Source organism: Geminocystis sp. CENA526, from assembly GCF_050753365.1.
Taxonomy (GTDB): Bacteria; Cyanobacteriota; Cyanobacteriia; order Cyanobacteriales; family Cyanobacteriaceae; genus Geminocystis.
Map to the genome: position 1 here is coordinate 1 of NZ_JBLZFY010000063.1, position 24,038 is coordinate 24,038.

Genomic DNA, 24,038 nt, shown 5'->3' on the forward strand with positions numbered 1-24,038 from the left:
CCCCCTCCCCCTCCTCCCCCTCATCAGTATCTTTTATTCCCTTACTGAGTATATGTCTGAATTACAAAAAATCGCTCAAAAAACCCAAATTTCTGCACGAGAATTAGCAATATTATCAGAGCAAGATAGAAATGATGCTCTAAGCTCGATCGCAACTGCCCTCGAAAAACATCAAAAAGAAATTATTACAGCTAACGAAGTCGATTGTCGTGAGGCTGAGGGGATAATTTCTACCTCTCTCTATGCTCGTTTAAAAATGGGAGAATCTAAACTCAAAAGTGCCATTGCCGGGGTGCGAGATGTAGCAAAATTGCCCGATCCTATTGGTATGGTATCCTTAAAAAGAGAGTTAGACGAAGGCTTAGTTTTACAGCGTATTAGTACACCTTTGGGGGTGTTGGGAGTGATTTTTGAAGCGCGCCCCGATGCTTTAATTCAGATTACCAGTTTAGCCATAAAATCGGGTAACGGCGTTATTTTGAAGGCAGGAAAAGAAGCCCTTACAACTTGTACAACTTTAGTTAAGATTATTCAAGATACTCTCAAGGAAACGAAGGTTAACCCCAACGCCATACAGTTGTTAACCACGAGAGAGGAGATTAAAGAATTATTGTCACTGGATAACTATGTGGATTTGATTATACCTCGTGGCTCGAATGAATTTGTCCGTTATGTGCAGGATAACACCAAAATTCCCGTTTTAGGTCATGCTGACGGTATCTGTCATTTATTTATCGACTCTGATGCTGATTTAGACAAGGCGATTAATATTACGGTGGATGCGAAAACTCAATATCCTGCGGCTTGTAATGCGATCGAGACGTTATTAATTCATCGTGCTATAGCAGAGAAGTTTTTACCAAGTATAGCGGAAGCCTTGAGAGAGAAAGGAGTTGAATTAAGAGGAGATGAGGATACCCAAAAAATTATTAACTGTCATTTAGCTACGGAGGAAGACTGGAAAACCGAATATAGTGATTTGATTTTAGCTATCAAAATTGTCGATGATTTAAGCAGTTCGATCGAGCATATTAATTATTACGGTTCAAAACATACTGACGGCATTGTGACGAATAATCAACAAAACGCCGAAATCTTCATGAATAAAGTGGATTCTGCAGGAGTATATCATAATTGTTCCACCCGTTTCGCCGATGGATTCCGTTATGGTTTTGGAGCGGAAGTAGGTATAAGTACTCAAAAAATGCCCCCTAGAGGGCCGGTTGGTTTAGATGGTTTAGTCACCTACAAATATAAATTAGTAGGAAATGGACAAATTGCGGCAACCTATAGTGGGGATAATCCTCAAGCCTTCACTCATCGAGATTTATCCAATGCTTAGGGAAATTAGACAGAAAATAATTAATGGAGACTTTGAGTTATCTAAACACGCTGTTGATCAATCGATCGTACGAAATATTAGAATAAGAGAAATAACAGAAATGATAGTTAATAGTGAAATAATCGAAGACTATCCCGATGACAAATATGGTGCTAGTTGTTTAATTTGCGGTTTCACTTTGGCTAATCGTGCTTTGCATCTTCACTGTAGTTATCCTTCACGCCGAATTTTAAAAATAATAACACTTTATCAACCGACTGAAGAACGTTGGCAAAATAATTTTACTACTAGGAGATAATTCTATGATTTTTGAACAAGAAGAAAAGCAATTAGTGAATAAATTGGTGACTTATTCTTTGGAGTTAAATGGGCAATTAATTCTAGTGGAAAATGTACCTGCTAGAGTGAATGAAGAAACGGGAGAACAATTTTTTTCTCCTGACATAGTGCAACGTTTACAAGATATGATTTTAGGGGATGAAAAACCCCTAAATTTTATTCAAGTGCCAGTTTATCAATTCAAAAATGTGGCTTAATTTTTATGAATAACTCTTATTCAATCCCTACCAATCAATTAAAAATCTGTCCTTCAAAAATGTATTAATTATTATTGCTAAAACAAACTTAATTGCCCTTCTCCTTTTAATTTCCAATGGTTTTCTCCTACTCTTTCGGCGATGTCTTCTAAGACTGTTAAAATTGTCTGATTTTCGGGAGTTGTACCATTTTTTAATAAGGGTAAAATATTCAACACAATTTCATCAAAAGTAGAGGTTTTATTTTCCCTTTCCATCCTTCTTAAATAACTGATTAAATAGTATTTAATTCTCAGTTTTACGTCAATATGTGACTTAAATTTAGTATCTTTTTTGATGGTAAATAATTCCGTTGTTTCGTCATAGTCAAAATTGTCTAATAATATGGGTGTTAAGTCTGAATATTCTTTCTTCAATAAATCTAAAAAGCCCAATTCTAAGCCTTTTATAATCAATTCATCGTTAATTTGCTCAAGGGTAGCACCATCATTTTTAGCAATTACACCCTCGATCGTCTGGATAACAATTTCTGCTATGTCCATACCTAAATTAGCCTTTAAAATAGTTCTAGGGGTACGAACTTTACAAAAATTAATAATCAGTTGTCCAGATAAAACCGTGAAGGGATTTTGACGTTTTTTGAAGCTAGTTTGTCCATTTTTTTGTGCTACTGCACCCTTATATTCTAAACCGCAACTTTCAGCAGTATCGATGATGAGATGCCAAAATTCTGGGTCTTTATGAGCGAATACAAACGACAACCACCTGTCAAACTTTAAAACTCGATACATTTCCTTGATACTTTGAGCGATTAATTTGTTATATTCATCCTTAGATTTTTGCTTTTCTCCTCCTTCAATAGCTTCTAAATTATAGTCATTTTCAGTCACTTCTAAATCTAGCCAACCATTCCACATAGTTGACAAATCGAGGTAGGGAATTTTTTTGCCGTAGGGTGGATCGGTGTAAATATAATCTATACTTTCATTAGGTATAAAACTTAAATCTGTCGCCGATGCTTTGAGTATTTGAGCGTTAGCAATGGTGTTTTCATTGATAAAATATTCCATCTCTTTTTTTGCTGAAATGATTTTTTTATACTTAGTTTCATAAATTTTTAATAAAGGCATTTCACCCGGTGATGGTGCTATTCTATAACGATAATATCTAAAAATAGAACTGTCTCCTCCTCCTTCCGTTTTTGTATAATGAAACGTTAAATTATATTTATTTACAGTGCTAAAAAAAGCTAACATTAAAGAATCTCTAATCTTTTTATTTTTCTCTTGATTTATAAGATATTTTAAGAAAGCTAATTGAGCTAATTGTTTATCACTAAATAACTTTTCTATGGTATCCACATCCGAACCTTTAGGCAGTTTTAAACCTTGCGGATAGGGATATTTTTTGAGAGCTTTTTTAATGTCTTCTTCGGAGGTTGGTTCATTTTTTTGATAAGCAGATTTTACTCTTTCAAAGGCTTTGTTTAATTCATCAAAATTGACAGGGGAAATGAGGGAATTAACCAGAAAAATAGTAAGGGGATTAATATCTATATGTATCGCTTTTCTATTATTCATTAAAGCCTCAATGGCAGTGACTCCACTACCCCCAAAAGGATCAAGAATAGTATCATTAGGTTGACTAAAATTTTTGATATATTCTGCTACCACATTCCAAACCTGTTTAGTGAAATAACCATGCACCCCAAAATGTCTTTTTGCCGCTTGTTTTTTTGTAATAATTTCAGCTAATAAAGGGCGATTTAAGTAGTCAAAATCATCTTTTTCCCCTCTCTTATTAGGAGAGGGGTTAGGGGTGAGGTTAGCAGAAGGATATTGAAAGTCTTTACCAAATTGAAAACTATTTAAAGACAAATATTGACTTAATTTCTCATAATAATAATTTAATTGATCGATCGAAAAAAATAAAATAGGGGTATCAGTGCCAGAAGTTTTAAACAAACTAAATTCCAAACCATTACAGAGGGCAAAATAATTGCTTCTGACTTCAGGATGGGTAGCGTAACTATAAACTTGCTCAATATTATCACCATCTTTTATATTCTCATTGGGTGCTTTTGCATCTAACACCCAAGCATAATTATTTTCAATTTTTAAGAGATAATCAGGGATTAAATTAATTTTGCGTTTTTTACTGCCAATTTTGAGGAAAGGATGTTGTAAAGTTTTACTGCGAATGATGTTATTTTCTGTATAACCTAATGAATTTAACAGAGGTAAAATAATCACTTCTCTGACACTATCTTCTTTAAAGTCGGGATTATTTTTAATAGATTTAAAGTCAAGATGAGAGAAAATATTTACCATCTTTTTTATGTATAAATTAGTGAACAAAAACAAGGGCTAAAGCATTATACGGGTTGAATATTATTCAACCCCTACGGGCTAATCTAATACAAGCCTAGCAAAGTATCGGGATAAGGTGATCATTTGTAATATTTTTTAATAAACCAATAGCATTTTTTGGGTTACGCTATCGCTAACCCAACCTACAAATTAGTTCGATCGAATTTTAGCTAAAATAATCTTAATTATCATCAAAGAAACCATTTTAACTAACCTTTATAAATTATGACATTAGAACAATTATTAATCAGTAAATTTCAAACATTACCTCTTCATCGAAAGCAAGAATTACTAGATTTTGCCGAATTTTTAGCTGGAAAATCTGACTATCAGACTCCTTTAAAAAGTATTCGAGGTATTTGTGATGATTTAAAATTTGATCTTACCGAAGAAGATATACTGGAGGTTAGACAAGAAATGTGGGCAAATTTTCCGAGAGAGGATTTATTATCATGACGGCAGTAGTTATTGATACCCATGTTTTGATTTGGTATATTTTTGAGTCTCATCGATTGTCTGAAATTGCTTTGAAAACTATTGAAAAAGCCAACACCAATAACAGTCAAATTTATATACCCAGTATTTCTCTAATTGAGATTACATATTTAGTGGAAAAAGGACGCATTGTTAAAGAAGTTTTAACCAGAGTTAATCAAGCTATTGATGATTCTAATGTTAATTTATTTCTTGTTCCACTCGATCGAAATATTACTTCAAATTTTGAGGAAATCGACAAATCCATTGTACCTGAAATGCCTGACAGAATTATTGCAGCCACTGCCTTATTTTTGCAGTTACCATTAATTACTCGTGATTTAAAAATTCAAAACCTACCTAATATTCAAACAATCTGGTAAAACTAGGCTTAAGTGTGTAGGGATTGGATATAGTCTGCTGAAAAAGTCTGAGAATTAGTTACTCAAATTTTAATGTCCAATCTTCTTGTATCGGTTCATAACCTATATCAATTTCTTCTTGAGTAATCAAGTCTCTTAGCTTATTGAAAACTTCAATTCCACTTGGTCTAACTGCTACAATAACATATTCTTTATCTTTATTTTGTTTAATTTCTTGAATAAACTTAGCTAACTTAGAGTTAGGTTTTTCCATGTCTTTCATCGACACAAATTCTTGGCTAGGATAGATAACTATTCCGTCTTCTTTACATTCAATATAACGGGGTTGTTTTTTCAAGTTTTCTCCTCCTTCATTTCTGGCAATAATTGTGACTTCTGGATTATCGTTTAAAGTCTCACTACTAACCACGATAATTAGTAAAATTAAACTGCCAATGGTACAAGCTAAAACTGATAAAAAAGGGAATAATTCTAGTTCTATCTTAGTTGATTTCGATCGTCTTCTCATAATTATAAATCAAGGGATAATTTTATCAAGAAACACAGGCAAGATGCCTGTTATACATCAGGAGAAAAGTAATTTATTTTTCAATTTCCTCTACTAAACGAATAATTCTAGGTTTACTTAAATCTTGTAGAGTTGGTTGCAAAAGTTCAATTTTATCTTGCATCTTAACTAAAGTTGTCTGCATTTCTCCAATATTATTTAACACTTCTACTACTTTTTCTAAACTAGATTGTAGCTGATTTAATTCGGCAATTTTGGCACTAGATTTCTCTAAGGAAATTACCTTTTCTTCTAGGCTTAAGGCGGCTTTATTTAATTCCTTACTAATAACCTCAGTTCGATCGACTAAACTATTATTATTAGCCTCATTATTTTCCCTAACTAAATCCACTAATTCTTTAATATTCGTAATGATAGATTGATTTAAAGCATTTTGTTGTCCAAAACTATTGACAAAGTTATCTCGATCGAGCAAAATAACTTGATTAATCTCTTTTATGGTATCAATTAACGCTGTTTCTTGTACCTTTATTTGTTGAAATTGTTCAATAAATTCTGAGACTAAATTTTTAGCGGCTTCTTTAGCATAAATTTCCGCAGGATTAATTAATTCTTGGGGAGTAGGTAAAGCATCTTTAATGGGTTGAATAAACTCCTCTTTTGTGGGTAATTTATTATCGATCGCACTGGTAACAGTTTGAATTAAAATATCACTATTTAAAATAGATTTTTCCTGTTCATTATTCTCCTTTAAACGAGGTAAAATATGATCATTAATATAAATTTCTGTTGCTAATAATAATTCCGATTCCATCTTTTCAATTAAAACTAAAGGAATCATCACTACGACACTCAAAAGCAATGCTAATAAAGTGGTGTCAAAAGCTACAGCTAAACCACTGGTAACAGTGCCGATACCTTCTTTAATTTGATCAATTTCGGCGGTATTATCAAGAAACCCTGAAAAACCATTGACAGCACTACTAATACCCAATACAGTACCGATAAAGCCTAACAGGGGAATTGCCCATACTAAAATTCTTGGTAAGGCATAGGAAGATTCGGAGGCACTAAGATAAAATGAACTATCATCTAAGGCTAATTCTGTGACGATTTTACGACTACCCGAAAGGATATAAGCGTTTAGAATGCGACTTAATCGGCTAGTAATCATGGTTTGACTACGAGCAAAATCTTCTTGTAAATTAGCTAATTGATATGATTTATGGTTATCAAAAACTATATTTTCAGGTAATCCTATTTTTTTTAAAATGTTTGTTTCTTTACTAATTGTTAAAAATTTATTAACAGTAATTACTACGACTAAAGAGGCAAAAAAAACTGTAAAATATTGGGTAATTCCTCTTTCAAATAATAGTACGCCTATGTATGTTTCCTTAACAGGTAAAAACAAAATATAAATGATAACGGTTAATACTAAAGCCCCAATAAAACTATTGAGAAAATTAATGTCTAATTCTTGACGAGTATGGGTTTTTATTTGAGCCATGATTTCTCTATTCTACAAATTAATTTTATATTCTATCTTAAAATAGTAATTTCTTGATACATTATCTATACTCAGCAAGGTAATAAAATATATTGATGAAGATAGGGAATAGGGAAAAGAGAAAAGTGTGATGGCAAATACTCAAATTTTGACCTTGTTAAGTATAATTTTTAGACAACTTATAATCTATACTTTATTAGTCATTATGCTTTAACAATAATGTTTTTTCTACAGTAGTTATGATATTTTAGGGATAAATAGTTCGATCGAAATTAACAAAAATTTACCTTGAGAATAAAAAATATCTGTCATAATAACCATTAAAATCAACAATTCTAGCTAATACTAATAAAATAAAAAAAATCCCCAATTATATAGATATGAATAACTCAAATTTCCCCCTTCATATTCAGTTAAGTCAAATGATTTCTAGTTATTGGGTTGCCCAGTCAATCTATGTGGCTAGTAAATTAAATATAGCAGATTTAATCAAAAATAATAACTCTTTATCCTGTGAAAAATTAGCCCAATTAACAAACACAAATCCAGAGGCTTTATATCGATTAATGAGAGGTTTAAGTAGTGTGGGTATTTTTGCGGAAACTGACTCTCAAAACTTTATAATGACACCCCTTGCAGAATATTTATGTAGTGATAATCCTCAATCAATGAAAGCTACTTCGATTATGTTAGGAGAATCTCCTCATTATCAAGCATGGGGAGAAACATTATATTCCGTAAAAACGGGAAAACCAGCCTTTGATAAAGTATTTGGTATGGGGGTATTTGATTATTTTAAATTTCATCCTGAAGATGCAGAAATTTTTGAAAATTCCATGAATAGTTTTTCTTATACAGAGGAAAAAGCTATCCTTTCCAATTATGATTTTTCTTCCTTTAAAACTATCGTTGATGTGGGAGGAGGTTATGGTGAAATGTTAGGCTCAATTTTAGAAAAATATCCCCATAGTCAAGGGATTTTATTCGATGAAGAATATGTTATTAATAACTGTCAAAAAACCTTAGAAAAACATGGAATTACTAACCGTTGTCAAGCCATTAGTGGTAGTTTCTTTGATAAAATTCCATCGGGAGGAGATGTTTATATGTTAAAGCATATTATCCATGATTGGGATGATGAAAGAGGCATTAAAATCTTAAAAAATTGTAGTAATGCTATGGATAATAATAGCAAAATTTTAGTAATGGAAATGATAGTAAGCGATCGAAATTTACCGTCAGCCGCTAAAATGTTAGACTTGAATATGTTAGTGATGTGTCAAGGAGGAAAAGAGAGAACAAAAGAAGAATTTGAACAACTATTTACCCAAGCAGATTTAACTCTAAATAATGTTATTTATACTCCCGAAGATATTTGTATTTTAGAAGCAATAAAACTATAGAAATTCTCTCTAATTAGGATTTGCTTGAAGATTGTAGCTATTAAAATCAATGATTTATACAGAATACATTAAAAACTATTCACTATTCACTATTCACTATTAATTAATTATGCGTTAACATCTAAAATGCGAGAATAAGTAAAACGATTCATCCATTGCTCAAAATATTGACGGTTGGCTTGTTTTTCTTGAGGATTTTCTGTTGTTAGAGGATAAGGCGCTAATCCTTTTAAAGCAGCCGTAGTGACACAATACATAGATTTTTGGAAACTCATACAAATTTTGACTAATAAATCATCCTCTCCCCGTAAACCTTCACGGTAAATCTGATGTAAATATTCAGGGAGATAATGACGCATATCCTGCATTAATAAAGTAGGAGGAATACCAGCACTTCCCACCGGTAACGGATCAGCGTATAATGCACCATAAGCAAATTGAGATTGATCAAAAGATATTTGATAGGCTTGAGCATTAAATGATACTGTACCAAGAAACGGTGTGCCTCGAAAGAAAACCGCCTCCACATAGGGTACTGCTGTATCCATTAGAAAAGTTAACCCTGCACTTTTAGGCAATAAGTCGTAGGTTTTGCCCTTAATTTTTACAGCGTAGGTAATGGGTTTACTGGCATCCGCTACTAATCCGTCTAAAATATGTTTTACCACATCTTCGATCGAACCTATCTCTCCTTGATCATATCTGTCGGAAAGAGAGATAAAAATATCACTCATCACCCGCCAAAATTGTCCTAATGCCGAATAATAAGCCAACATTTTAACCTGTTCGGACAAAAAATTAGGAAAAATGGTGTTTAAAGTACCAATCACGAAATTTCCCTTTAATTTAGCGTTAATGGCTTTTTGAGTAGCTTCTAAAAATTCGGGGCTATCCACATATTCGTCTAACTTGCCTCCTCCATGCCATAACATGGCGCGCATACAGTATTCTGCATATTCAAAATTAATTCGATCGTGCCACCAATGTCGCAGAAGTTTAGGGAAGGTGACTTCACCATTAAAGTATTTAAAGAAGGGAAATAATACTAAAAATTGATGTTCAGCAATATAGTTTAAATTATTAGAATAGGCATCTAAAACAACACCATAGGATTTTAAAATACCCACCACTTCCATCACATTTTCAGGGGTATTTTTTAAAAGACTTTTTCCTGATTCTAAACGTTGGATATATTCAGCTAATGGATGTTTTGAAGGTTGAAGGGGAGTTGCTACCATAATTTTTTATTATTAAATAAAATGCTAATTAAAATATATTACACAGAATGAGTTATTCATACAATATCACTTTTGTGAACTTAAGTAGTAACTACTGAAGAAATCTCAAGGCTATTAAAAAAAGGTGCCAGGTATTAGGTTAAAGAATTGATTAAAAATATATCTTAATTGATTTTTTTGTTTTCAATTCTGGGATTAAATAACATAATCTGCTAAAAATTAAACCTGCTACTGATACCTCCAATCAACAACTAAACATAAATTACAAGCGTTACACTAAGAGATAATAACGTTAAAACTTTTGTCTTTTGCCTTTTGCCTTTTGCCTTCCTTCACCAAAATACTTATGAGGCAACCCCTAATTAAGAAAATACTTGACATTGACGCTCGAAACTGCGATAATAAGAGTTTGTGTGAAGTTTAGCTCTATAAAACCCTTGGCTAACGTTATCGTAATCGGAGCCCAGTGGGGCGATGAAGGAAAAGGAAAAATAACAGATTTACTCAGTAAATCAGCAGATGTGGTAGTTCGCTCTCAAGGGGGAGTGAATGCCGGTCATACTGTGGTCGTTCAAGATCAAACCTTTAAACTACATTTAATTCCGTCAGGGATTTTATACCCTGATACTGAATGTATCATAGGTTCTGGTACTGTGATAGATCCTCAAGAATTACTGGAAGAAATTGATCAGCTTCTTGCTCTCAATGTCTCCATCGAAAACCTATTTATCTCTCAAACTGCCCATGTAACGATGCCCTATCATCGTATTTTAGACCAAGCGGCAGAAGAAAAACGAGGTAAATATAGAATTGGTACGACAGGACGAGGTATTGGTCCGACTTATTCGGACAAAGCAGAAAGAATCGGCATTAGAATGCTTGATTTGATTAACTGTGATACCCACCCCGATAAACTCGAATGGACTATTAACTATAAAAATGCGGTTTTAGAAAAACTCTATGACTTACCTCCTTTAAATGCGAAAGAGGTTGTAGAAGAGTATATCACCTATGCCGATCGTTTACGTCCTTTTGTGATTGACAGTTCCTTGAAAATTGATCAAGCCGTCAGAAACAAGAAAAATATCTTGTTTGAAGGCGCACAAGGCACACTCTTAGATCTCGATCATGGTACATATCCCTATGTTACCTCCTCGAATCCTATAGCTGGAGGTGCTTGTGTCGGTGCTGGAGTGGGTCCAACCATTATCGATCGAATCATCGGTGTAGCCAAAGCCTATACCACCAGAGTAGGAGAAGGTCCTTTTCCTACAGAATTGGAAGACGAAATCGGTAATTTACTCGGCGATCGAGGTGCTGAATTTGGTACAACTACAGGTCGTCGTCGTCGTTGCGGTTGGTTTGATGGTGTAATCGGTAGATATGCCGCTAGAATTAACGGTTTAGACTGTTTAGCCATTACAAAACTAGATGTACTCGACGAATTAGCAGAAATAAAAGTATGTGTGGCGTATGAAATAGATGGAGAAATCTGTCGAGAATTTCCCACCCATGCCATGAAATTTGCTAATTGTAAACCTATCTATGAAACTCTGCCCGGATGGCAAGAATCAACTATTCATTGTCAAACCTTAGAGGAATTACCACAAAAAGCATTAAATTATTTAAAATTCTTAGCTGAATTGATGGAATTACCCATTGCCATCGTATCCGTTGGACCCGGACGAGATCAGACTATTATTATAGAAGATCCCATTCATGGTCCCAAAAGAGCGTTATTACACGCTAACGGCAATCCAGTCCAACCTTAACTAACTCCCCTTGTATAACTTACCATTATATTTATAGTTAATAGTAATTTAATTTCTTTTTGTAAACGTTAATAGTATTAAAACTTATAAAGAAATCGATTAAGTAAAATGGAAGTCAAATTAGAATGTAAAACTAGACCCGAAGGTAGTAAGCCTAGAGCATTACGCCGTGAAGGGGTTATTCCTGCCAACTTATATGGTCATAATGGTGCGGAAGCTATATCCTTAGTTTTAACTCAGAAAGAAGCAGTTACTCTTTTAAAAAATGCCTCCGTTAATAATACCCTCGTGGATTTAGCTATTCCTGAATTGGAATGGAACGGAAAAGTATTGATTAGAGAAGTACAAACCCACCCTTGGAAACGCAATTTACACCATATTAGCTTCTTCTGTCCTTCAGGAGATAATGATGTAGAAGTGGTTGTGCCTTTAAAAATTGTCGGCAGTTCGATCGGAATGTCTAAAGGTGGTATCATGGAACAAATGGTAACACAAGTTAAAGTTCGTTGTTTACCCTCCAATATTCCCCAATATTTAGAAATGGATATTTCTGGTGTGGACATTGGTAAAACCTTTTGTGTCGGTAACTTAGTTTTACCCGAAGGCATCAAAGTTTTAGATGATCCCAATAAGAATATTATCGGTATTGTAGCACCTCGTAAAAAAGGTTAAATCTAACCAGTTTGTAGTAAGGGCTTTAGCCCTTATATTAATAATAAAGAGAGATTCGTTCAAAAAATATAGTAAGTTTTATGAAAATAACTCAGGAGAGACTTCCTGCCAGTCAAATCGGTTTAGAAATCGAGATTCCCGCAGAAACATCGAAAAACACCTACGAAAAAGTTGTTAAAGAAATAGCTAAAACAACTAATATCCCCGGTTTTCGTAAAGGCAAAGTACCTCGCCCCATTTTATTACAACGTATCGGTAGCGAAAGAATCAAAGCCGCCGTTTTAGAAGAGTTAATTCAAGATAGCCTAGAAGAAGCTATTAAACAAGAATCTATTAATGCTTTAGGCAATTATAAATTACGTTCTGATTTTGACCAATTAATCAATAGCTATAATCCGCAAGAATCTTTTACTTTTCAGGCTGCAGTGGATGTACCTCCTGAAGTGACTTTAGGGCAGTATCTAGGTTTACAGGTGAAAGCCGAAGAAGTGGTTTACAATGAGGAAGATGTTAACAAACTTATCGATGAACGCCGTGAGAAATTAGCTACTTTCATCCCTGTAGAAAATCGCCCTGCTCAAATGGGAGATGTGGCAATCATTGATTTTGAGGGGCGTAAACCCACTGAAACAGAGGAAGAAGGCGAAATTATACCCGGTACTCAAGCGGAAGAATATCAAGTAGAATTGAGCGAAGGTAAGTTTATTACTGGTTTTGTGGAAGGTGTTGTCGGTATGAATATCGATGAAACCAAAAAACTTAATCTCACTTTCCCCGACGACTATCATCAAAAGGATTTAGCAGGACAAGGCGTAATTTTTACCATTACTCTTAAAGATTTAAAAGAGAAAGAGTTACCTGAATTAGATGATGATTTTGCTCAGGAAGTCAGCGAGTTTGAAACCTTCGCCCAATTACGGGAATCTCTCGAAAAACAGTATCGTGAAAAAGCGGCTAATGATACTAAACAAAATATTCACGGTGCCATCGTAGCTGAATTATTAAAACACACTTCGATCGAACTTCCTGAAACCATGTTAGAAGAAGAAGTGCAAACAATTCTTTTACAAACTGCTAATCAACTGCAAAGCTATGGTATGGATGTTAACCAGTTTTTCACCAGAGAATTAGTGACAAACATGAGAGAAACTGCCAAACCAGAAGCTAGTAAAAATCTCCATACAAATTTAATCATCGAAAAAATTGCCGAACAAGAATCCATTACTGTAGGGGATGAAGAATTAACGGCTAAAATCGCTGAGATTAGAGAAACTCTCAAAGGACGTGATGTCGATGAAGCAAAATTACAAAAGTATGTTAGGTACGATTTAATCGCAGAAAAAACCCTCGATTGGTTGCAAGAAAAAACCCAAGTGGAATTAGTACCTTTAGGCACTTTAACCCCCGAAGAGGAAGAGGGAGACGATTCTGATAAAGAAAACGAAGAGTAGTGAATAATGAATAATGAATAGTGAATAATGGATAATGGATAATGGATAATGGATAATGGATAATGAACAATATTAACTTTCTGAAAAATATAGAGTTCAATTTATTGAACGTCATCTTGTTAGCAATGTAATTTATTACATTGTGGGTTATTGATTAACGACTAAAACAATTCTTCATTCTTAATTCTTTTGGTAATTAGTTGTGAGTACTGAAAATAAATTTCCTGAAGTAAAATACGGTGAAAGAGCGATCGAAGAAGGTAGTTTAATTACTTTCCCGAATCCTCGTCAGGGTAGAGAGTACGATATAAGTATCACCTTACCAGAGTTTACTTGTAAATGTCCTTTCTCTGGTTATCCTGATTTTGCGACTATTTATATTAACTATTGTCCCGATGAGAAGGTCGTAGAGTTAAAAGCCATTAAACTTTATATTAACAGCTATCGAGATCGATATATTTCCCATGAAGAATCTATCAATCAAATTTTAGATGATTTTGTGGAGGCTTGTGATCCTTTATCTATTACAGTTAAAGGTGACTTTTATCCTAGGGGAAATGTCCACACAGTAATTGAAGTTAAACACAGAAAAACTTTACCTTTTTAATTACAAATTGTAGGTTGGGTTGAGAAAATAAAACCCAACAAAGACTTCTTTTCTAATTATATAATTTCGATCGCCATTTATTTAACATTTGTTCACCGATGGTAGCAGTGCTTTCTAAATCAGCAATTCTCGATTCTAAATGATGAATAGTTAGTTTTTGTTGCTCATTAATACCATTTAATTTGCTTTCGATCGATCGTTGATGTTGTTCATAATGGGATTTTACACTACTTCTTTCCATTTCTAACTTTTCGATCGATCCTTTTTGGTTTTGAATTTGTTTATTTAGTTCATTAATTATATTTTCTTTATGAGATAATTGTTGATTTAACTTTTGAATATACAAATTGTTTGCCGTTAATTCTACTAGGAAATTATTAGACTCAATTTGAGCTTCTTGAGCTTGTTTTTCAATATTAGTTAACCTTGCTTGTAAAGACTCATTTTGATTATTTAAGTTAGCAATTTGTTGCTCAAGATCGTTAATTTTTTGTTGTAACTGTTCGATCGATTGCTCTTTTTTAGCTAATAAATCTTTCGCTTCCGATAACTGTTTTATTTCATTTTCTTTGGCTTGTAAATTACTATTTAAAGATTCTAATTCTTGCTTCAAAGAAGTTAATTCTTTTAGTTTATCAGCTAATTGATTATTATTAGCAGAAGCTGAAGATTCAAGATTTTTTACTTGAGATTCTAAAGTGTTAATATGAGATTCTTTTTCTTGTAAAGCCAAGTTTAAAGAGTTATTTAATTGCTCTTTTTCTGAAATTAAATTATTCTGTTTAATAACCTGTTGTTCTAAAGTTTCAACTTGTTTTTTATGTTGTTCTAATTGTTCAGTAATAATATTATTTGCCGTAGCATTAATTTCTTTGTCATTGTCAACTTGACTAACTGCTGTGGTTGTTTCATCGGAATTTTGACTAGAAATGGAAATTTCTCCTGTTAAGATACTCTCAAATAATGCTGATTTATTTAAACCAGTTTCTTTCATCATTGCCTCGACAGTTTCCATTGCTTTTTCCGTCAAAGACACATTTACTTTTGATTTGGGAGTCATTAAACCTGTGGTTGTTCCAGTTTTTTTTCTAGCCATGTTATATCTAATCCTCTGATAAATATTATGATCTTTACATACATTTAAAATATGGTATTATAAATTACTTTTTTTTGATGATTCATGCAATAAAACTTTATAAATAATTAAGCTATAATTGATTTGCTAACTATTTATGTTGAAACTATGGTAGCAGTAATTACAAAACCTACTTTTACTTTAGATGATTTTTTAGCTAATCCTCCTAATCATCAAGAATGGATTGATGGAAAATTACAGGAGACAACTGGTATGACAATTAGACACAGTAAGATACAAGCAAAATTAGCTCGTTTATGGGGAAATTTTGTTAATGATTCTCATCAAGAAGGAGAAATTTATACGGAATTGCCTTGTAAAACTATTAAGCAAGGTAGAAGACCAGATGTTTGTTATCTTACTCCAGAATTAGCTAAAAATTATGATAATGCCCCTAGTTTACCGCAAAGTCCGCCTTTGATTGCTGAAATTGCCTCTCCTGCGGATTCGGCGGAGGATTTGTTTGCTAAGGCGAATGAATATTTAGCTTCGGGATGTGAAGAAGTTTGGTTAGTTTTGCCTGAAAATGAAAAGGTTTTTATTATTATGCTCGATCGAACTCTGGTTTTCAGTAATAATGATATTGTCACAACCCAAAAAGTTTTAACAGGTTTTAATATTAGTATTAATGATTTATTTAGCTAATTTAATTATTATTAGTATTTACTATTTTTTTGTAACAATATATCAAAATTAATAAAATTAGTTCATTTTTAACAAACTAAAAATATCATTGACAGTTAATTTTAAATCTATACATTCTAACACGGGAAGACGATCGTTTTGATAGAGAATTTGCGGTTGTTTCCCTTCTAAAAAAACCAAAATACTGTAATCATCGGCATCAATCAACCATCCTAATTGACAGCCATAATTGAGACAATGAAGAATATTACCAATGACTTTATTCGATTTTTGTTCTGGAGAAAGTATCTCGATCGACCAATCTGGTGGTAAACTGAAATTATCTTCTATTTCTCCTTGATTGTTAAAGATAATATTTTGCCACCGAAAAACACTTATATCTGGTACGATCGATCTATCACCGAAAGTACAACGCAATTCAGGAAAAGCATAGGCAATTTTATTGTTTTCCGACACATCATTAATCAAAGTGGAAAGTTTGATTTGTAAACGGCTATGTCTTCCTTTGGGCATTGGTTTTGATGAAATTTCTCCATTTATATACTCCAGTATGGGTTTACTGGGTGGCAACTTTAAAAACTCATCTAAAGTTAATTTATTTTGGGGAGAATTAATAACAATCATAGGGGTTGCGTCAAAATTCTTAATTCTTAATTCTTAATTCTTAATTCTTAATTCCTCATTCCTCATTCCTCATTCCTCATTCCTCATTCCTCATCAACCAGTGTTGCGCATACCAGCGGCGATACCATTGATAGTTAATAACGCACCCCGCAACAATTCATCTTTGCTATAACGGAAGTGAATTAAACCTGCCTTGTCTTGATTGGCATACTGTCTTAAACGTTTTAATAAAGATACTTGCAAAAAGCCTAGGGGTACGATCGTACCATTGCGCAGTTGCACCGAGCGTTGTAATTCCGTGTCATTATCGAGTAATCGTTCTTGTTCATTGATTTTCAAGACAATTTCACGACTGAGATAATATTCCTTCGCAATTTGATTAAATACCGTCTGAAAACGCTGTTTATCTTCGGGTTTTGCCAATTCTTCCACATAGTGACTAGCCATCTGCAAATCCACCTTAGAGAGAGTCATTTCCGCCTTAGAAATCACCATCTTAAAGAAAGGCCATTTTAAATAAAAATAGCGCAATAACTTCAAGTTTTCTTCAGGTTCTTGATTTAAAAACTCCTGTAATGCTGTACCTACACCATACCAAGCAGGAAGCAAGAAACGGCTTTGAGTCCAACTAAATACCCAAGGAATGGCGCGTAAAGAGGATATATCTTTTTTGCCACTACTACGACGGGCAGGGCGAGAACTGATTTGTAATTTACTAATTTCTTCGATGGGGGTTACGGATAAGAAGAAGTCGATAAAATCAGGTTGCTCATATATTAGTTTACGATAGGCTTTACGAGAAGAAGCAGAAATTTCTTCCATTATCTCATTCCAAGGCTCAATATCGTCAAAACCACTACCGAGTAAACTAGCCTGAATAACCGCCGTGCTGATGGTTTCGAGGTTGTATAATGCCAATTCTGGTAAGGAATATTTCGAGGCTAATACTTCTCCTTGCTCGGTGATTTTGATTCTACCGTCTATGGTAGAGGTAGGTTGGGCTAAAATAGCTGCATAAGCAGGACCTCCTCCCCGTCCTACAGAACCACCACGCCCGTGAAATATTTTGATATTTAATCCGTATTTATCCCCAATTCGAGCCAGATTTTTTTGTGCTTTGTGGATTTCCCAATTACTGCTTAAAAATCCTGAATCTTTGTTACTGTCAGAGTAACCTAACATGATTTCCTGTAGGTTTTTGGGATTTAAGTCGGGTAACACAAGGTTAGAAGCAGATTTGGCTATGTTTTCATAACCTCCTGCTAAACAAGCACGATATAGGGGTAACTCAAATAATTCTGTCATTACCTTTGGCGCTCGTTTTAAGTCTTCTACGGTTTCAAATAATGGCACAATACGAATACTTGTAATTCCTAAAATGGGATCGTATAATCCTGCTTCTTTTGCCAGTAGCAACACTTCTAATACGTCACTGACATAGTTAGTCATGCTGATAATGTAGGTGTGACAAATATCTAAACCAAATTCCACCTGTAACGCTCTTAAAACTTTCATGGTTTCGATCGTTTCGGCGGTGGAGTCAGAAAAAGGCACTTCGTTAGGGATTAAAGGGCGACGGGTTTTCAATTCCTGTACTAACCATGCGGTTTTTTCTACTTCGGATAATTCGTTATAGGGTTTGTCTAATACCCCTAAATATTCAGCAATTTCATTCAGGGCTTCGCTATGACGGGAGGAGTCTTGACGAAAATCTAAGGGTGTTAAATGAAAACCGAAGATTTCTACCTGAGAAATTAAATGATTTAATTCTTTGCACTTTAACCCCGTATTTTCAATGTTAGATTTAATTAAATTGAGATCTTCCCAAAATTCTACACTGGAAGGATAAAGGTTATCATCTTTTTGTGCTAGTTTAATGGATTTTCTGGTGTCGGGATTAGATAAGGCTTGGTTTCTTCTTTGGGTATTTTTTAATCTTTCTTCAATATAAGCCAATTTTAAACGATAAGGCTCTTGACGATAGCGAACATAATGCTTATCATACACTTCCGGCATTCTAATTCGATCGCGCTCTAAAGAATCTAATAATTCGGGTTGAACATTACACCAGTGTAAGGATAAACTGAGAATATCGTTGAGTTGCCCCATAGACTCTAAATATTTATCGATAACAAGGTTTCTCTGATAACAAGCCGTTGACCATGTTACTTCTGGAGTTACGAAAGGGTTTCCATCTCGATCGCCTCCAACCCACGAGCCAAAATAGCAAAACTTGTGAGTAGGAGGTTTCAAAAGAGGAAAAGTACTATGTAAAGCCTGTTTTAAACGGGTGGACAATTCAGGTAAGGTGTTAAAAAGTACCTCTTGGAAATAATGTAAAGCATAATCTACTTCATCTAATACCGTTGGCTTAAACTGATGCAGTTCATCTGTACGCCACCATAAACGGACTTCTTCCATCAAACATTGCCGATAGTTTTCTGCTTCCCAAGAGTTAGTTAAACCCATAGTACGAAAAGATTCTTCTGCCGTGTCTAATTTTTCCAGAAAATGGGAAATACGCCGTTGCTTTTTACGGATGGTATGGCGCACAATTTCCGTAGGATGGGCGGTAAAAACTAAGCTAATATCTAATTGATCTAGTAATTGTTGAATTTTTGGCGGAGGCATATTCAACTTTTGTAGATAAGGGAAAAGCCAATGAAATGTACCGCCACTAGCAGGATTTGCTTTCGGATTAAAGTAACTCTGATTTTCTTCGGTATTGTCTAGTACAAAAGGATTGTGTTTTTTTGATTCTAAGGGTTGAATGGCGTTAACTTGATCCTCTGTTGTCGTCCTTCTTATCAGTTTTTGTGTTCTTTGTTCGTAATGTTGTTCAACAATGTTAATTAACTGAAAGTATAAGGCAAAAGCACGCGCTGCTTTGATGGCATCATCTAATTCTAATTGTTCTATCCATTTACTAACAGAAACTTCTTGTATTTTGTTTGTCTGCCCTTCAGGTGAACAGGCGGATTTCAGTTTATCCAATAAATCCACCAATTCTTGCCCACATTCGTTGGTTAATACTGACTCCCATAAATTTTCAACCAATTTTAATCGGTGACGCAATAATAATTCTGAGCTAGAATAAATACTTAATTCTTCTGTTATAGTAGTCGTTGCTGAAGTCATCATATTTTTATCTATCTTAATCTATGGGTAGGGTTCTTAATCAAGGGTAAATTCAGGAATTTTAGTTATATACCCCTTCAATGTCATCGGTTTATGATAACAGTTATGATACTCCAATTAAAGTTAATCAGACTAACAATTTATTTTTTAACTAAATATTCCTTATTTAAACCCACGAACAAGTAAGTTTAACAATACAATCTTTCGATCGTAACCTTAAAAGGGTTTTGCATACGGTTTTATATGATACATTTTTGTCAATTCAGCTAAAGATGAATCAAAATCAAATAAGAAGTTAAAATTAAGTCTATTTTTATTCGCTATTGTCATCACAAAATTAGCATTCGATCGAATAAAATGTAAAACTGAGGATAAATTATCAAATTAAGCTGATCATGAAAATAAAAGTCATTGTTTACTGATGAAGACTGGCAAGAGGTAATAAGCTAGAACGCATCCAAGTTTACTGATAAAGAGAGACAAAAGGCAAGAGGCAGGGGCAAAGTTAATATCAGTCAATAGTTATCAGTATTTTTAATAAATTCGTAACATTCGATTATTCCTATATTTGCCCAACAAAATACAGTTATTATTGCGTAAGTCCTAGTAATGAGTAAAAAATTTTATGAGAAGTTTAATTATCGATAATTTTGATTCTTTTACCTACAATATTTATCATTTATTAGCTGAAGTTAACGGTATTAATCCCTTAATTATTACTAATAATGAGTTATCTTGGCAGGAAATAAATAATCTTAATATTGATAATATTATACTCTCTCCGGGGTCAGGAAATCCTGCAAATATTGATGATTTTGGGGTGTGCGGTGAAGTTTTATTAAAGGCAAATATTCCCCTTTTAGGTGTTTGTTTAGGGCATCAAGGTTTAGGTTATTTTTACGGTGCTAAAATTAAGAGATCGATCGAACCTTTTCACGGGAGAATCAGTAATATTTATCATCAACAGGATAGTATTTTTTATCATATCCCTTCCCCTTTTTCAGTGGTGCGTTATCACTCTTTAATCCTTGAAAATCCTCTACCGTCAGATTTAGAAGTTATCGCTACTACTGAGGATAATTTAATTATGGCAATTAAGCACAAATTTAAGCCTTTTTGGGGTGTACAATTTCATCCTGAATCTATTTGCTCAAGCTATGGTAAACAATTACTTATTAATTTTCGTAATTTAACTCAAGATTATCAAAAAAGAAGAGATCGATCGAACTCATCTAATATTTTTATTAACACAAAAAAAGATAATTATCAAGAGAAACTTATCACAAAAAATCAAAATTTTGAGTATAAAATTTATAGTAAAAAACTAGATATATTTTTAGATTCTGCTAAAGTTTTTAAAGAATTTTATAGTAAATCTCATCATAGTTTTTGGTTAGATACCAGTATGGTAGAAGAAGGTTTATCCAGATTTTCTTACATGGGAGATGCTCAAGGAGGTCATAGTTTTTTAGTCGAATATAATGTGAATAAACAGGAAATTAAAGTTATTAACAATCAACAAATAGAAGTCAAAAAGAAAGATATTTTTCTGTTTTTACAGGATATTTTAGACAAGTTTAGTTATGATAATCCCGATTTACCTTTTAATTTTAATGGCGGTTTAGTGGGCTATTTTGGTTATGAATTAAAAGCCCTATGCGGTAGCGAAAATAAACATCAATCTTCTTTACCAGATGCTCAATTTATGTTTGTCGATCGAGCTATCATATTTGATCATATTTGTCAAGATATTTATTTAATATTTTTTGATGAAATTAATCAAGAAAATCAAGCTGAACATTGGTTTCAAACTATCGAAAATAAGCTAAAAAATTTAGTAAATAGCAATAAACAAGAAGAAATAAGCGAAGATTATAATTTTACAAATCAATATAAATTAAGTAGAAATAAAAACCAATATTTAGACAATATCGATACTTGTTTAGAAAAAATTAGAGCAGGAGAAAGTTACGAAATTTGTTTAACTAATCATCTTTACTTACCCACTATTAAAAATCCTTTAAACTACTATTTACAGTTAAGAAAAAGAAATCCAGCACCCTATAGTGCTTTTTTACAATGGTATGACATGGGTATAGTTTGCTCATCTCCTGAAAGGTTTTTATTATTAGATAAAGAGGGTATTTTAGAATCTAAACCCATTAAAGGTACAGTAAAAAGAGGTAAAACTAAAGAAGAAGATATACAGCTAAAAAACTCTCTACAATTTAGTGAAAAAGAGAAAGCCGAAAACTTGATGATTGTGGATTTATTGCGCCATGATTTAAGTCGAGTTTGTCAAGTCGGTAGCGTTTGTGTACCTAAACTTATGTCGATCGAAACCTATAGCACAGTACATCAAATGGTGTCCACTATCAAGGGTAAAATTAGAAATGATGTTAAACCCATAGATTGTATTAAGGCTTGTTTTCCCGGAGGCTCAATGACAGGTGCACCAAAAAAGAAAACATTAGAGATTATAGACGAATTAGAAACGGAAGCAAGGGGTATTTATTCGGGAAGTATCGGATTTTTAGCTTTCAATGGCACAATGGACTTAAATATTGTCATTCGTACCGCTATTATAACCCCAAATCACAGTTCGATCGGCGTTGGAGGGGCAATAACTATTCTATCGGACAAATCTAAGGAATTTGAAGAAACTATATTGAAAGCTAAAGCATTATTAAGCTGTTAATGTAAAATTTCTCATGGATTTAGATAATTTCATCGGGGTTAATCCCTAATTGTTTCAATTTCTCTTTTAATTGTGCAATTTCTTGTAAAGCTAACTCTTTTTGTTGTTTTTCATATTCTTTTTGTTGACGCTCAATTTCGACTTGTTGCCTTTCTTGAATAGCGAGATTTTCCGCTAGTTGTGCTTTTTGTCTTTCTTGAATAGCGGATTCTTCGGGAGTAGCCACTAATTCACCATTAGGGGTAAAGTAACGCAATTTTCCCTCGTGTAACCCCAAATATAAATCTAATTGTTCTGAATATAACCAACCTTTTTCATTGGCTTTAATTGGTTGATATGTGCCACTAATTAACGTAAATCCTTGAAATTCTAAGGTAAAAGGATCAAACCAAAAATAATCTGGTGTTCTAAATATATCCTGATAAATTGCTTTTTTGCCATCTCGATCGAACTTAGCCGTACTGTCCGATAAGATTTCTACGATAACATTAGGATATTTTCCTCCTTCTTCCCACACTACCCAACTTTTACGAGTTTCATCATTATTAGTGTCTAATACTACAAAAAAATCTGGTCCTCGAAAATACTCTGATTTCTTTTGATTGGGACTGTAATAAATGGTTAAATTACCTGCACAAAAATAATCGCTTTTATCCTGCCATAGCCATTGTAAGGATTTGAGCAAGATAATAATTTGCTGTAAATGTTGATAAGTTTCCAATGGTGGTTCATCACTCCAAAACTCTCCTTGAGGATATATTATCTCATTTTTGGTAACTTCTGGTGGTATAAGAATTTGAGTTGAGGGCATAATATAACCTGATAATAAATAATTAGCTTATGAACATTGTAAAACAAGAATTAATAGTGTTTAAATTAATTCATCTTTGATTCCTAATTGTTTCAATTTCTCTTTTAATTGTGCAATTTCTTGTAAAGCCAACTCTTTTTCTTGTTTTTCCTTAATAGCGGATTCTTCGGGAGTAGCCACTAATTCACCATCAGGAGTAAAATAACGCAGTTTTCCCTCGTGTAACCCCAAATATAACTCTAATTGCTCTGAATATAACCACCCTTGCTCATTAGGAGTTATAGCTTGATATTTACCACTAATTAACGTAAATCCTTGAAATTCTAAGGTAAAAGGATCAAACCAAAAATAATCTGGTGTTCTAAATATATCCTGATAAATCGCTTTTTTACCATCTCGATCGAACTTAGCAGTACTATCTGATAAAATTTCCACAATAACGTTAGGATATTTTCCCCCTTCTTCCCATACTACCCAACTTTTACGAGTTTCATCATTAGTCGTATCTAAAACTACAAAAAAATCTGGTCCTCGAAAATACTCTGATTTCTTTTGATTGGGACTGTAATAAATGGTTAAATTACCTGCACAAAAATAATCGCTTTTATCCTGCCATAGCCATTGTAAGGATTTAAGCAAGATAATAATTTGCTGTAAATGTTGATAAGTTTCCAATGGTGGTTCATCACTCCAAAACTCTCCTTGAGGATATATTATCTCAT

21 protein-coding genes are annotated in these 24,038 nt (G+C 33.5%); 12 read left to right on the plus strand and 9 right to left on the minus strand.

Features of this window, described 5'->3' with window-relative positions; translation table 11 throughout:
• Positions 1 to 52 precede the first annotated feature (52 nt).
• Genes proA through ACN4EE_RS15305 form a run of 3 tightly spaced genes read left to right on the plus strand, consistent with a single transcriptional unit; the run spans position 53 to position 1,878 of the window.
• Positions 53 to 1,342 (plus strand): glutamate-5-semialdehyde dehydrogenase, encoded by a 1,290-nt coding sequence (gene proA / locus ACN4EE_RS15295; protein WP_431707347.1) that lies wholly within the window; start codon positions 53 to 55, stop codon positions 1,340 to 1,342.
• Positions 1,335 to 1,640: a DUF4258 domain-containing protein gene (locus ACN4EE_RS15300; protein WP_431707327.1), complete on the plus strand. Its 306-nt coding sequence runs from the start codon at positions 1,335 to 1,337 to the stop codon at positions 1,638 to 1,640. The genes proA and ACN4EE_RS15300 overlap by 8 nt, the downstream gene beginning before the upstream one ends.
• Before the next feature lie 4 nt (positions 1,641 to 1,644).
• The gene (locus tag ACN4EE_RS15305) at positions 1,645 to 1,878 is read left to right on the plus strand and encodes a hypothetical protein (protein ID WP_431707328.1); all 234 of its coding nucleotides are present in this window, start codon (positions 1,645 to 1,647) and stop codon (positions 1,876 to 1,878) included.
• Between the two features lie 77 nt (positions 1,879 to 1,955).
• On the opposite strand, the gene ACN4EE_RS15310 is transcribed toward ACN4EE_RS15305, so the two are convergent.
• Positions 1,956 to 4,208 (minus strand): DNA methyltransferase, encoded by a 2,253-nt coding sequence (locus ACN4EE_RS15310; RefSeq protein ID WP_431707329.1) that lies wholly within the window; start codon positions 4,206 to 4,208, stop codon positions 1,956 to 1,958.
• A 264-nt stretch (positions 4,209 to 4,472) separates the two neighbouring features.
• Here ACN4EE_RS15310 and ACN4EE_RS15315 point away from each other — a divergent pair, with 264 nt between their 5' ends.
• Positions 4,473 to 4,703, plus strand: a complete 231-nt coding sequence (locus tag ACN4EE_RS15315; RefSeq protein ID WP_431707330.1) for a DUF2281 domain-containing protein — start codon at positions 4,473 to 4,475, stop codon at positions 4,701 to 4,703.
• Positions 4,700 to 5,104 (plus strand): type II toxin-antitoxin system VapC family toxin, encoded by a 405-nt coding sequence (locus ACN4EE_RS15320; protein WP_431707331.1) that lies wholly within the window; start codon positions 4,700 to 4,702, stop codon positions 5,102 to 5,104. The genes ACN4EE_RS15315 and ACN4EE_RS15320 overlap by 4 nt, the downstream gene beginning before the upstream one ends.
• Before the next feature lie 58 nt (positions 5,105 to 5,162).
• Here the strand turns inward: ACN4EE_RS15320 and ACN4EE_RS15325 are convergent, their stop codons facing one another.
• A complete protein-coding gene (locus ACN4EE_RS15325; protein WP_431707332.1) occupies positions 5,163 to 5,612 on the minus strand; it encodes a hypothetical protein in 450 nt (149 codons plus the stop codon).
• A 73-nt stretch (positions 5,613 to 5,685) separates the two neighbouring features.
• A complete protein-coding gene (locus ACN4EE_RS15330) occupies positions 5,686 to 7,122 on the minus strand; it encodes a MotA/TolQ/ExbB proton channel family protein (RefSeq protein WP_431707333.1) in 1,437 nt (478 codons plus the stop codon).
• A 380-nt stretch (positions 7,123 to 7,502) separates the two neighbouring features.
• Here ACN4EE_RS15330 and ACN4EE_RS15335 point away from each other — a divergent pair, with 380 nt between their 5' ends.
• Entirely contained in the window at positions 7,503 to 8,525 is a 1,023-nt protein-coding gene (locus tag ACN4EE_RS15335; protein ID WP_431707334.1) for a methyltransferase, read from the plus strand.
• Positions 8,526 to 8,632: 107 nt separating this feature from the next.
• On the opposite strand, the gene ACN4EE_RS15340 is transcribed toward ACN4EE_RS15335, so the two are convergent.
• On the minus strand, positions 8,633 to 9,763 hold the full coding sequence (locus ACN4EE_RS15340; protein WP_431707335.1) for a CO2 hydration protein: 1,131 nt from the start codon (positions 9,761 to 9,763) through the stop codon (positions 8,633 to 8,635).
• A 437-nt stretch (positions 9,764 to 10,200) separates the two neighbouring features.
• Here ACN4EE_RS15340 and ACN4EE_RS15345 point away from each other — a divergent pair, with 437 nt between their 5' ends.
• From ACN4EE_RS15345 to queF, 4 genes are all read left to right on the plus strand, one after another.
• Complete coding sequence (locus ACN4EE_RS15345; protein ID WP_431707348.1) at positions 10,201 to 11,535, plus strand: adenylosuccinate synthase; 1,335 nt, start codon at positions 10,201 to 10,203, stop codon at positions 11,533 to 11,535.
• Between the two features lie 108 nt (positions 11,536 to 11,643).
• Positions 11,644 to 12,207: a 50S ribosomal protein L25/general stress protein Ctc gene (locus ACN4EE_RS15350; protein ID WP_431707336.1), complete on the plus strand. Its 564-nt coding sequence runs from the start codon at positions 11,644 to 11,646 to the stop codon at positions 12,205 to 12,207.
• An 80-nt stretch (positions 12,208 to 12,287) separates the two neighbouring features.
• Positions 12,288 to 13,658 (plus strand): trigger factor, encoded by a 1,371-nt coding sequence (gene tig / locus ACN4EE_RS15355; protein ID WP_431707337.1) that lies wholly within the window; start codon positions 12,288 to 12,290, stop codon positions 13,656 to 13,658.
• 202 nt (positions 13,659 to 13,860) lie between these two features.
• The gene (gene queF / locus ACN4EE_RS15360) at positions 13,861 to 14,265 is read left to right on the plus strand and encodes a preQ(1) synthase (protein ID WP_431707338.1); all 405 of its coding nucleotides are present in this window, start codon (positions 13,861 to 13,863) and stop codon (positions 14,263 to 14,265) included.
• 52 nt (positions 14,266 to 14,317) lie between these two features.
• Here the strand turns inward: queF and ACN4EE_RS15365 are convergent, their stop codons facing one another.
• Complete coding sequence (locus ACN4EE_RS15365; protein WP_431707339.1) at positions 14,318 to 15,361, minus strand: coiled-coil domain-containing protein; 1,044 nt, start codon at positions 15,359 to 15,361, stop codon at positions 14,318 to 14,320.
• Between the two features lie 147 nt (positions 15,362 to 15,508).
• On the opposite strand from ACN4EE_RS15365, the gene ACN4EE_RS15370 reads away from it, so the two are divergent.
• Complete coding sequence (locus ACN4EE_RS15370) at positions 15,509 to 16,045, plus strand: Uma2 family endonuclease (RefSeq protein WP_431707340.1); 537 nt, start codon at positions 15,509 to 15,511, stop codon at positions 16,043 to 16,045.
• 57 nt (positions 16,046 to 16,102) lie between these two features.
• On the opposite strand, the gene ACN4EE_RS15375 is transcribed toward ACN4EE_RS15370, so the two are convergent.
• Both ACN4EE_RS15375 and ppc read right to left on the minus strand, forming a co-directional pair.
• Positions 16,103 to 16,669 carry a Uma2 family endonuclease gene (locus ACN4EE_RS15375; RefSeq protein ID WP_431707341.1) on the minus strand — a complete coding sequence of 189 codons (567 nt, stop codon included), beginning with the start codon at positions 16,667 to 16,669 and terminating at the stop codon, positions 16,103 to 16,105.
• Between the two features lie 93 nt (positions 16,670 to 16,762).
• Positions 16,763 to 19,810: a phosphoenolpyruvate carboxylase gene (gene ppc, locus ACN4EE_RS15380; RefSeq protein WP_431707342.1), complete on the minus strand. Its 3,048-nt coding sequence runs from the start codon at positions 19,808 to 19,810 to the stop codon at positions 16,763 to 16,765.
• A 622-nt stretch (positions 19,811 to 20,432) separates the two neighbouring features.
• Here ppc and pabB point away from each other — a divergent pair.
• The gene (gene pabB, locus ACN4EE_RS15385; RefSeq protein ID WP_431707344.1) at positions 20,433 to 22,505 is read left to right on the plus strand and encodes an aminodeoxychorismate synthase; all 2,073 of its coding nucleotides are present in this window, start codon (positions 20,433 to 20,435) and stop codon (positions 22,503 to 22,505) included.
• Between the two features lie 19 nt (positions 22,506 to 22,524).
• Here pabB and ACN4EE_RS15390 read toward each other — a convergent pair whose 3' ends face one another.
• Together ACN4EE_RS15390 and ACN4EE_RS15395 are read right to left on the minus strand one after the other, a co-directional pair.
• Positions 22,525 to 23,316 carry a Uma2 family endonuclease gene (locus ACN4EE_RS15390; RefSeq protein ID WP_431707345.1) on the minus strand — a complete coding sequence of 264 codons (792 nt, stop codon included), beginning with the start codon at positions 23,314 to 23,316 and terminating at the stop codon, positions 22,525 to 22,527.
• A 60-nt stretch (positions 23,317 to 23,376) separates the two neighbouring features.
• On the minus strand, positions 23,377 to 24,038 hold a 662-nt coding region (locus tag ACN4EE_RS15395), incomplete at its 5' end, for a Uma2 family endonuclease (protein WP_431707346.1).

Excerpts from the sequence above, each read along its gene's own strand:
- proA (WP_431707347.1), top strand. The coding sequence starts at position 53 with ATGTCTGAATTACAAAAAATCGCTCAAAAAACCCAAATTTCTGCACGA.
- ACN4EE_RS15390 (WP_431707345.1), bottom strand. The coding sequence starts at position 23,316 with ATGCCCTCAACTCAAATTCTTATACCACCAGAAGTTACCAAAAATGAG.
- ACN4EE_RS15310 (WP_431707329.1), bottom strand. The coding sequence starts at position 4,208 with ATGGTAAATATTTTCTCTCATCTTGACTTTAAATCTATTAAAAATAAT.
- ACN4EE_RS15330 (WP_431707333.1), bottom strand. The coding sequence starts at position 7,122 with ATGGCTCAAATAAAAACCCATACTCGTCAAGAATTAGACATTAATTTT.
- ACN4EE_RS15340 (WP_431707335.1), bottom strand. The coding sequence starts at position 9,763 with ATGGTAGCAACTCCCCTTCAACCTTCAAAACATCCATTAGCTGAATAT.
- ACN4EE_RS15300 (WP_431707327.1), top strand. The coding sequence starts at position 1,335 with ATGCTTAGGGAAATTAGACAGAAAATAATTAATGGAGACTTTGAGTTA.
- pabB (WP_431707344.1), top strand. The coding sequence starts at position 20,433 with ATGAGAAGTTTAATTATCGATAATTTTGATTCTTTTACCTACAATATT.
- ACN4EE_RS15350 (WP_431707336.1), top strand. The coding sequence starts at position 11,644 with ATGGAAGTCAAATTAGAATGTAAAACTAGACCCGAAGGTAGTAAGCCT.
- ACN4EE_RS15375 (WP_431707341.1), bottom strand. The coding sequence starts at position 16,669 with ATGATTGTTATTAATTCTCCCCAAAATAAATTAACTTTAGATGAGTTT.
- ACN4EE_RS15305 (WP_431707328.1), top strand. The coding sequence starts at position 1,645 with ATGATTTTTGAACAAGAAGAAAAGCAATTAGTGAATAAATTGGTGACT.
- ppc (WP_431707342.1), bottom strand. The coding sequence starts at position 19,810 with ATGATGACTTCAGCAACGACTACTATAACAGAAGAATTAAGTATTTAT.
- ACN4EE_RS15370 (WP_431707340.1), top strand. The coding sequence starts at position 15,509 with ATGGTAGCAGTAATTACAAAACCTACTTTTACTTTAGATGATTTTTTA.
- ACN4EE_RS15335 (WP_431707334.1), top strand. The coding sequence starts at position 7,503 with ATGAATAACTCAAATTTCCCCCTTCATATTCAGTTAAGTCAAATGATT.
- ACN4EE_RS15315 (WP_431707330.1), top strand. The coding sequence starts at position 4,473 with ATGACATTAGAACAATTATTAATCAGTAAATTTCAAACATTACCTCTT.
- ACN4EE_RS15320 (WP_431707331.1), top strand. The coding sequence starts at position 4,700 with ATGACGGCAGTAGTTATTGATACCCATGTTTTGATTTGGTATATTTTT.
- tig (WP_431707337.1), top strand. The coding sequence starts at position 12,288 with ATGAAAATAACTCAGGAGAGACTTCCTGCCAGTCAAATCGGTTTAGAA.
- ACN4EE_RS15365 (WP_431707339.1), bottom strand. The coding sequence starts at position 15,361 with ATGGCTAGAAAAAAAACTGGAACAACCACAGGTTTAATGACTCCCAAA.
- ACN4EE_RS15325 (WP_431707332.1), bottom strand. The coding sequence starts at position 5,612 with ATGAGAAGACGATCGAAATCAACTAAGATAGAACTAGAATTATTCCCT.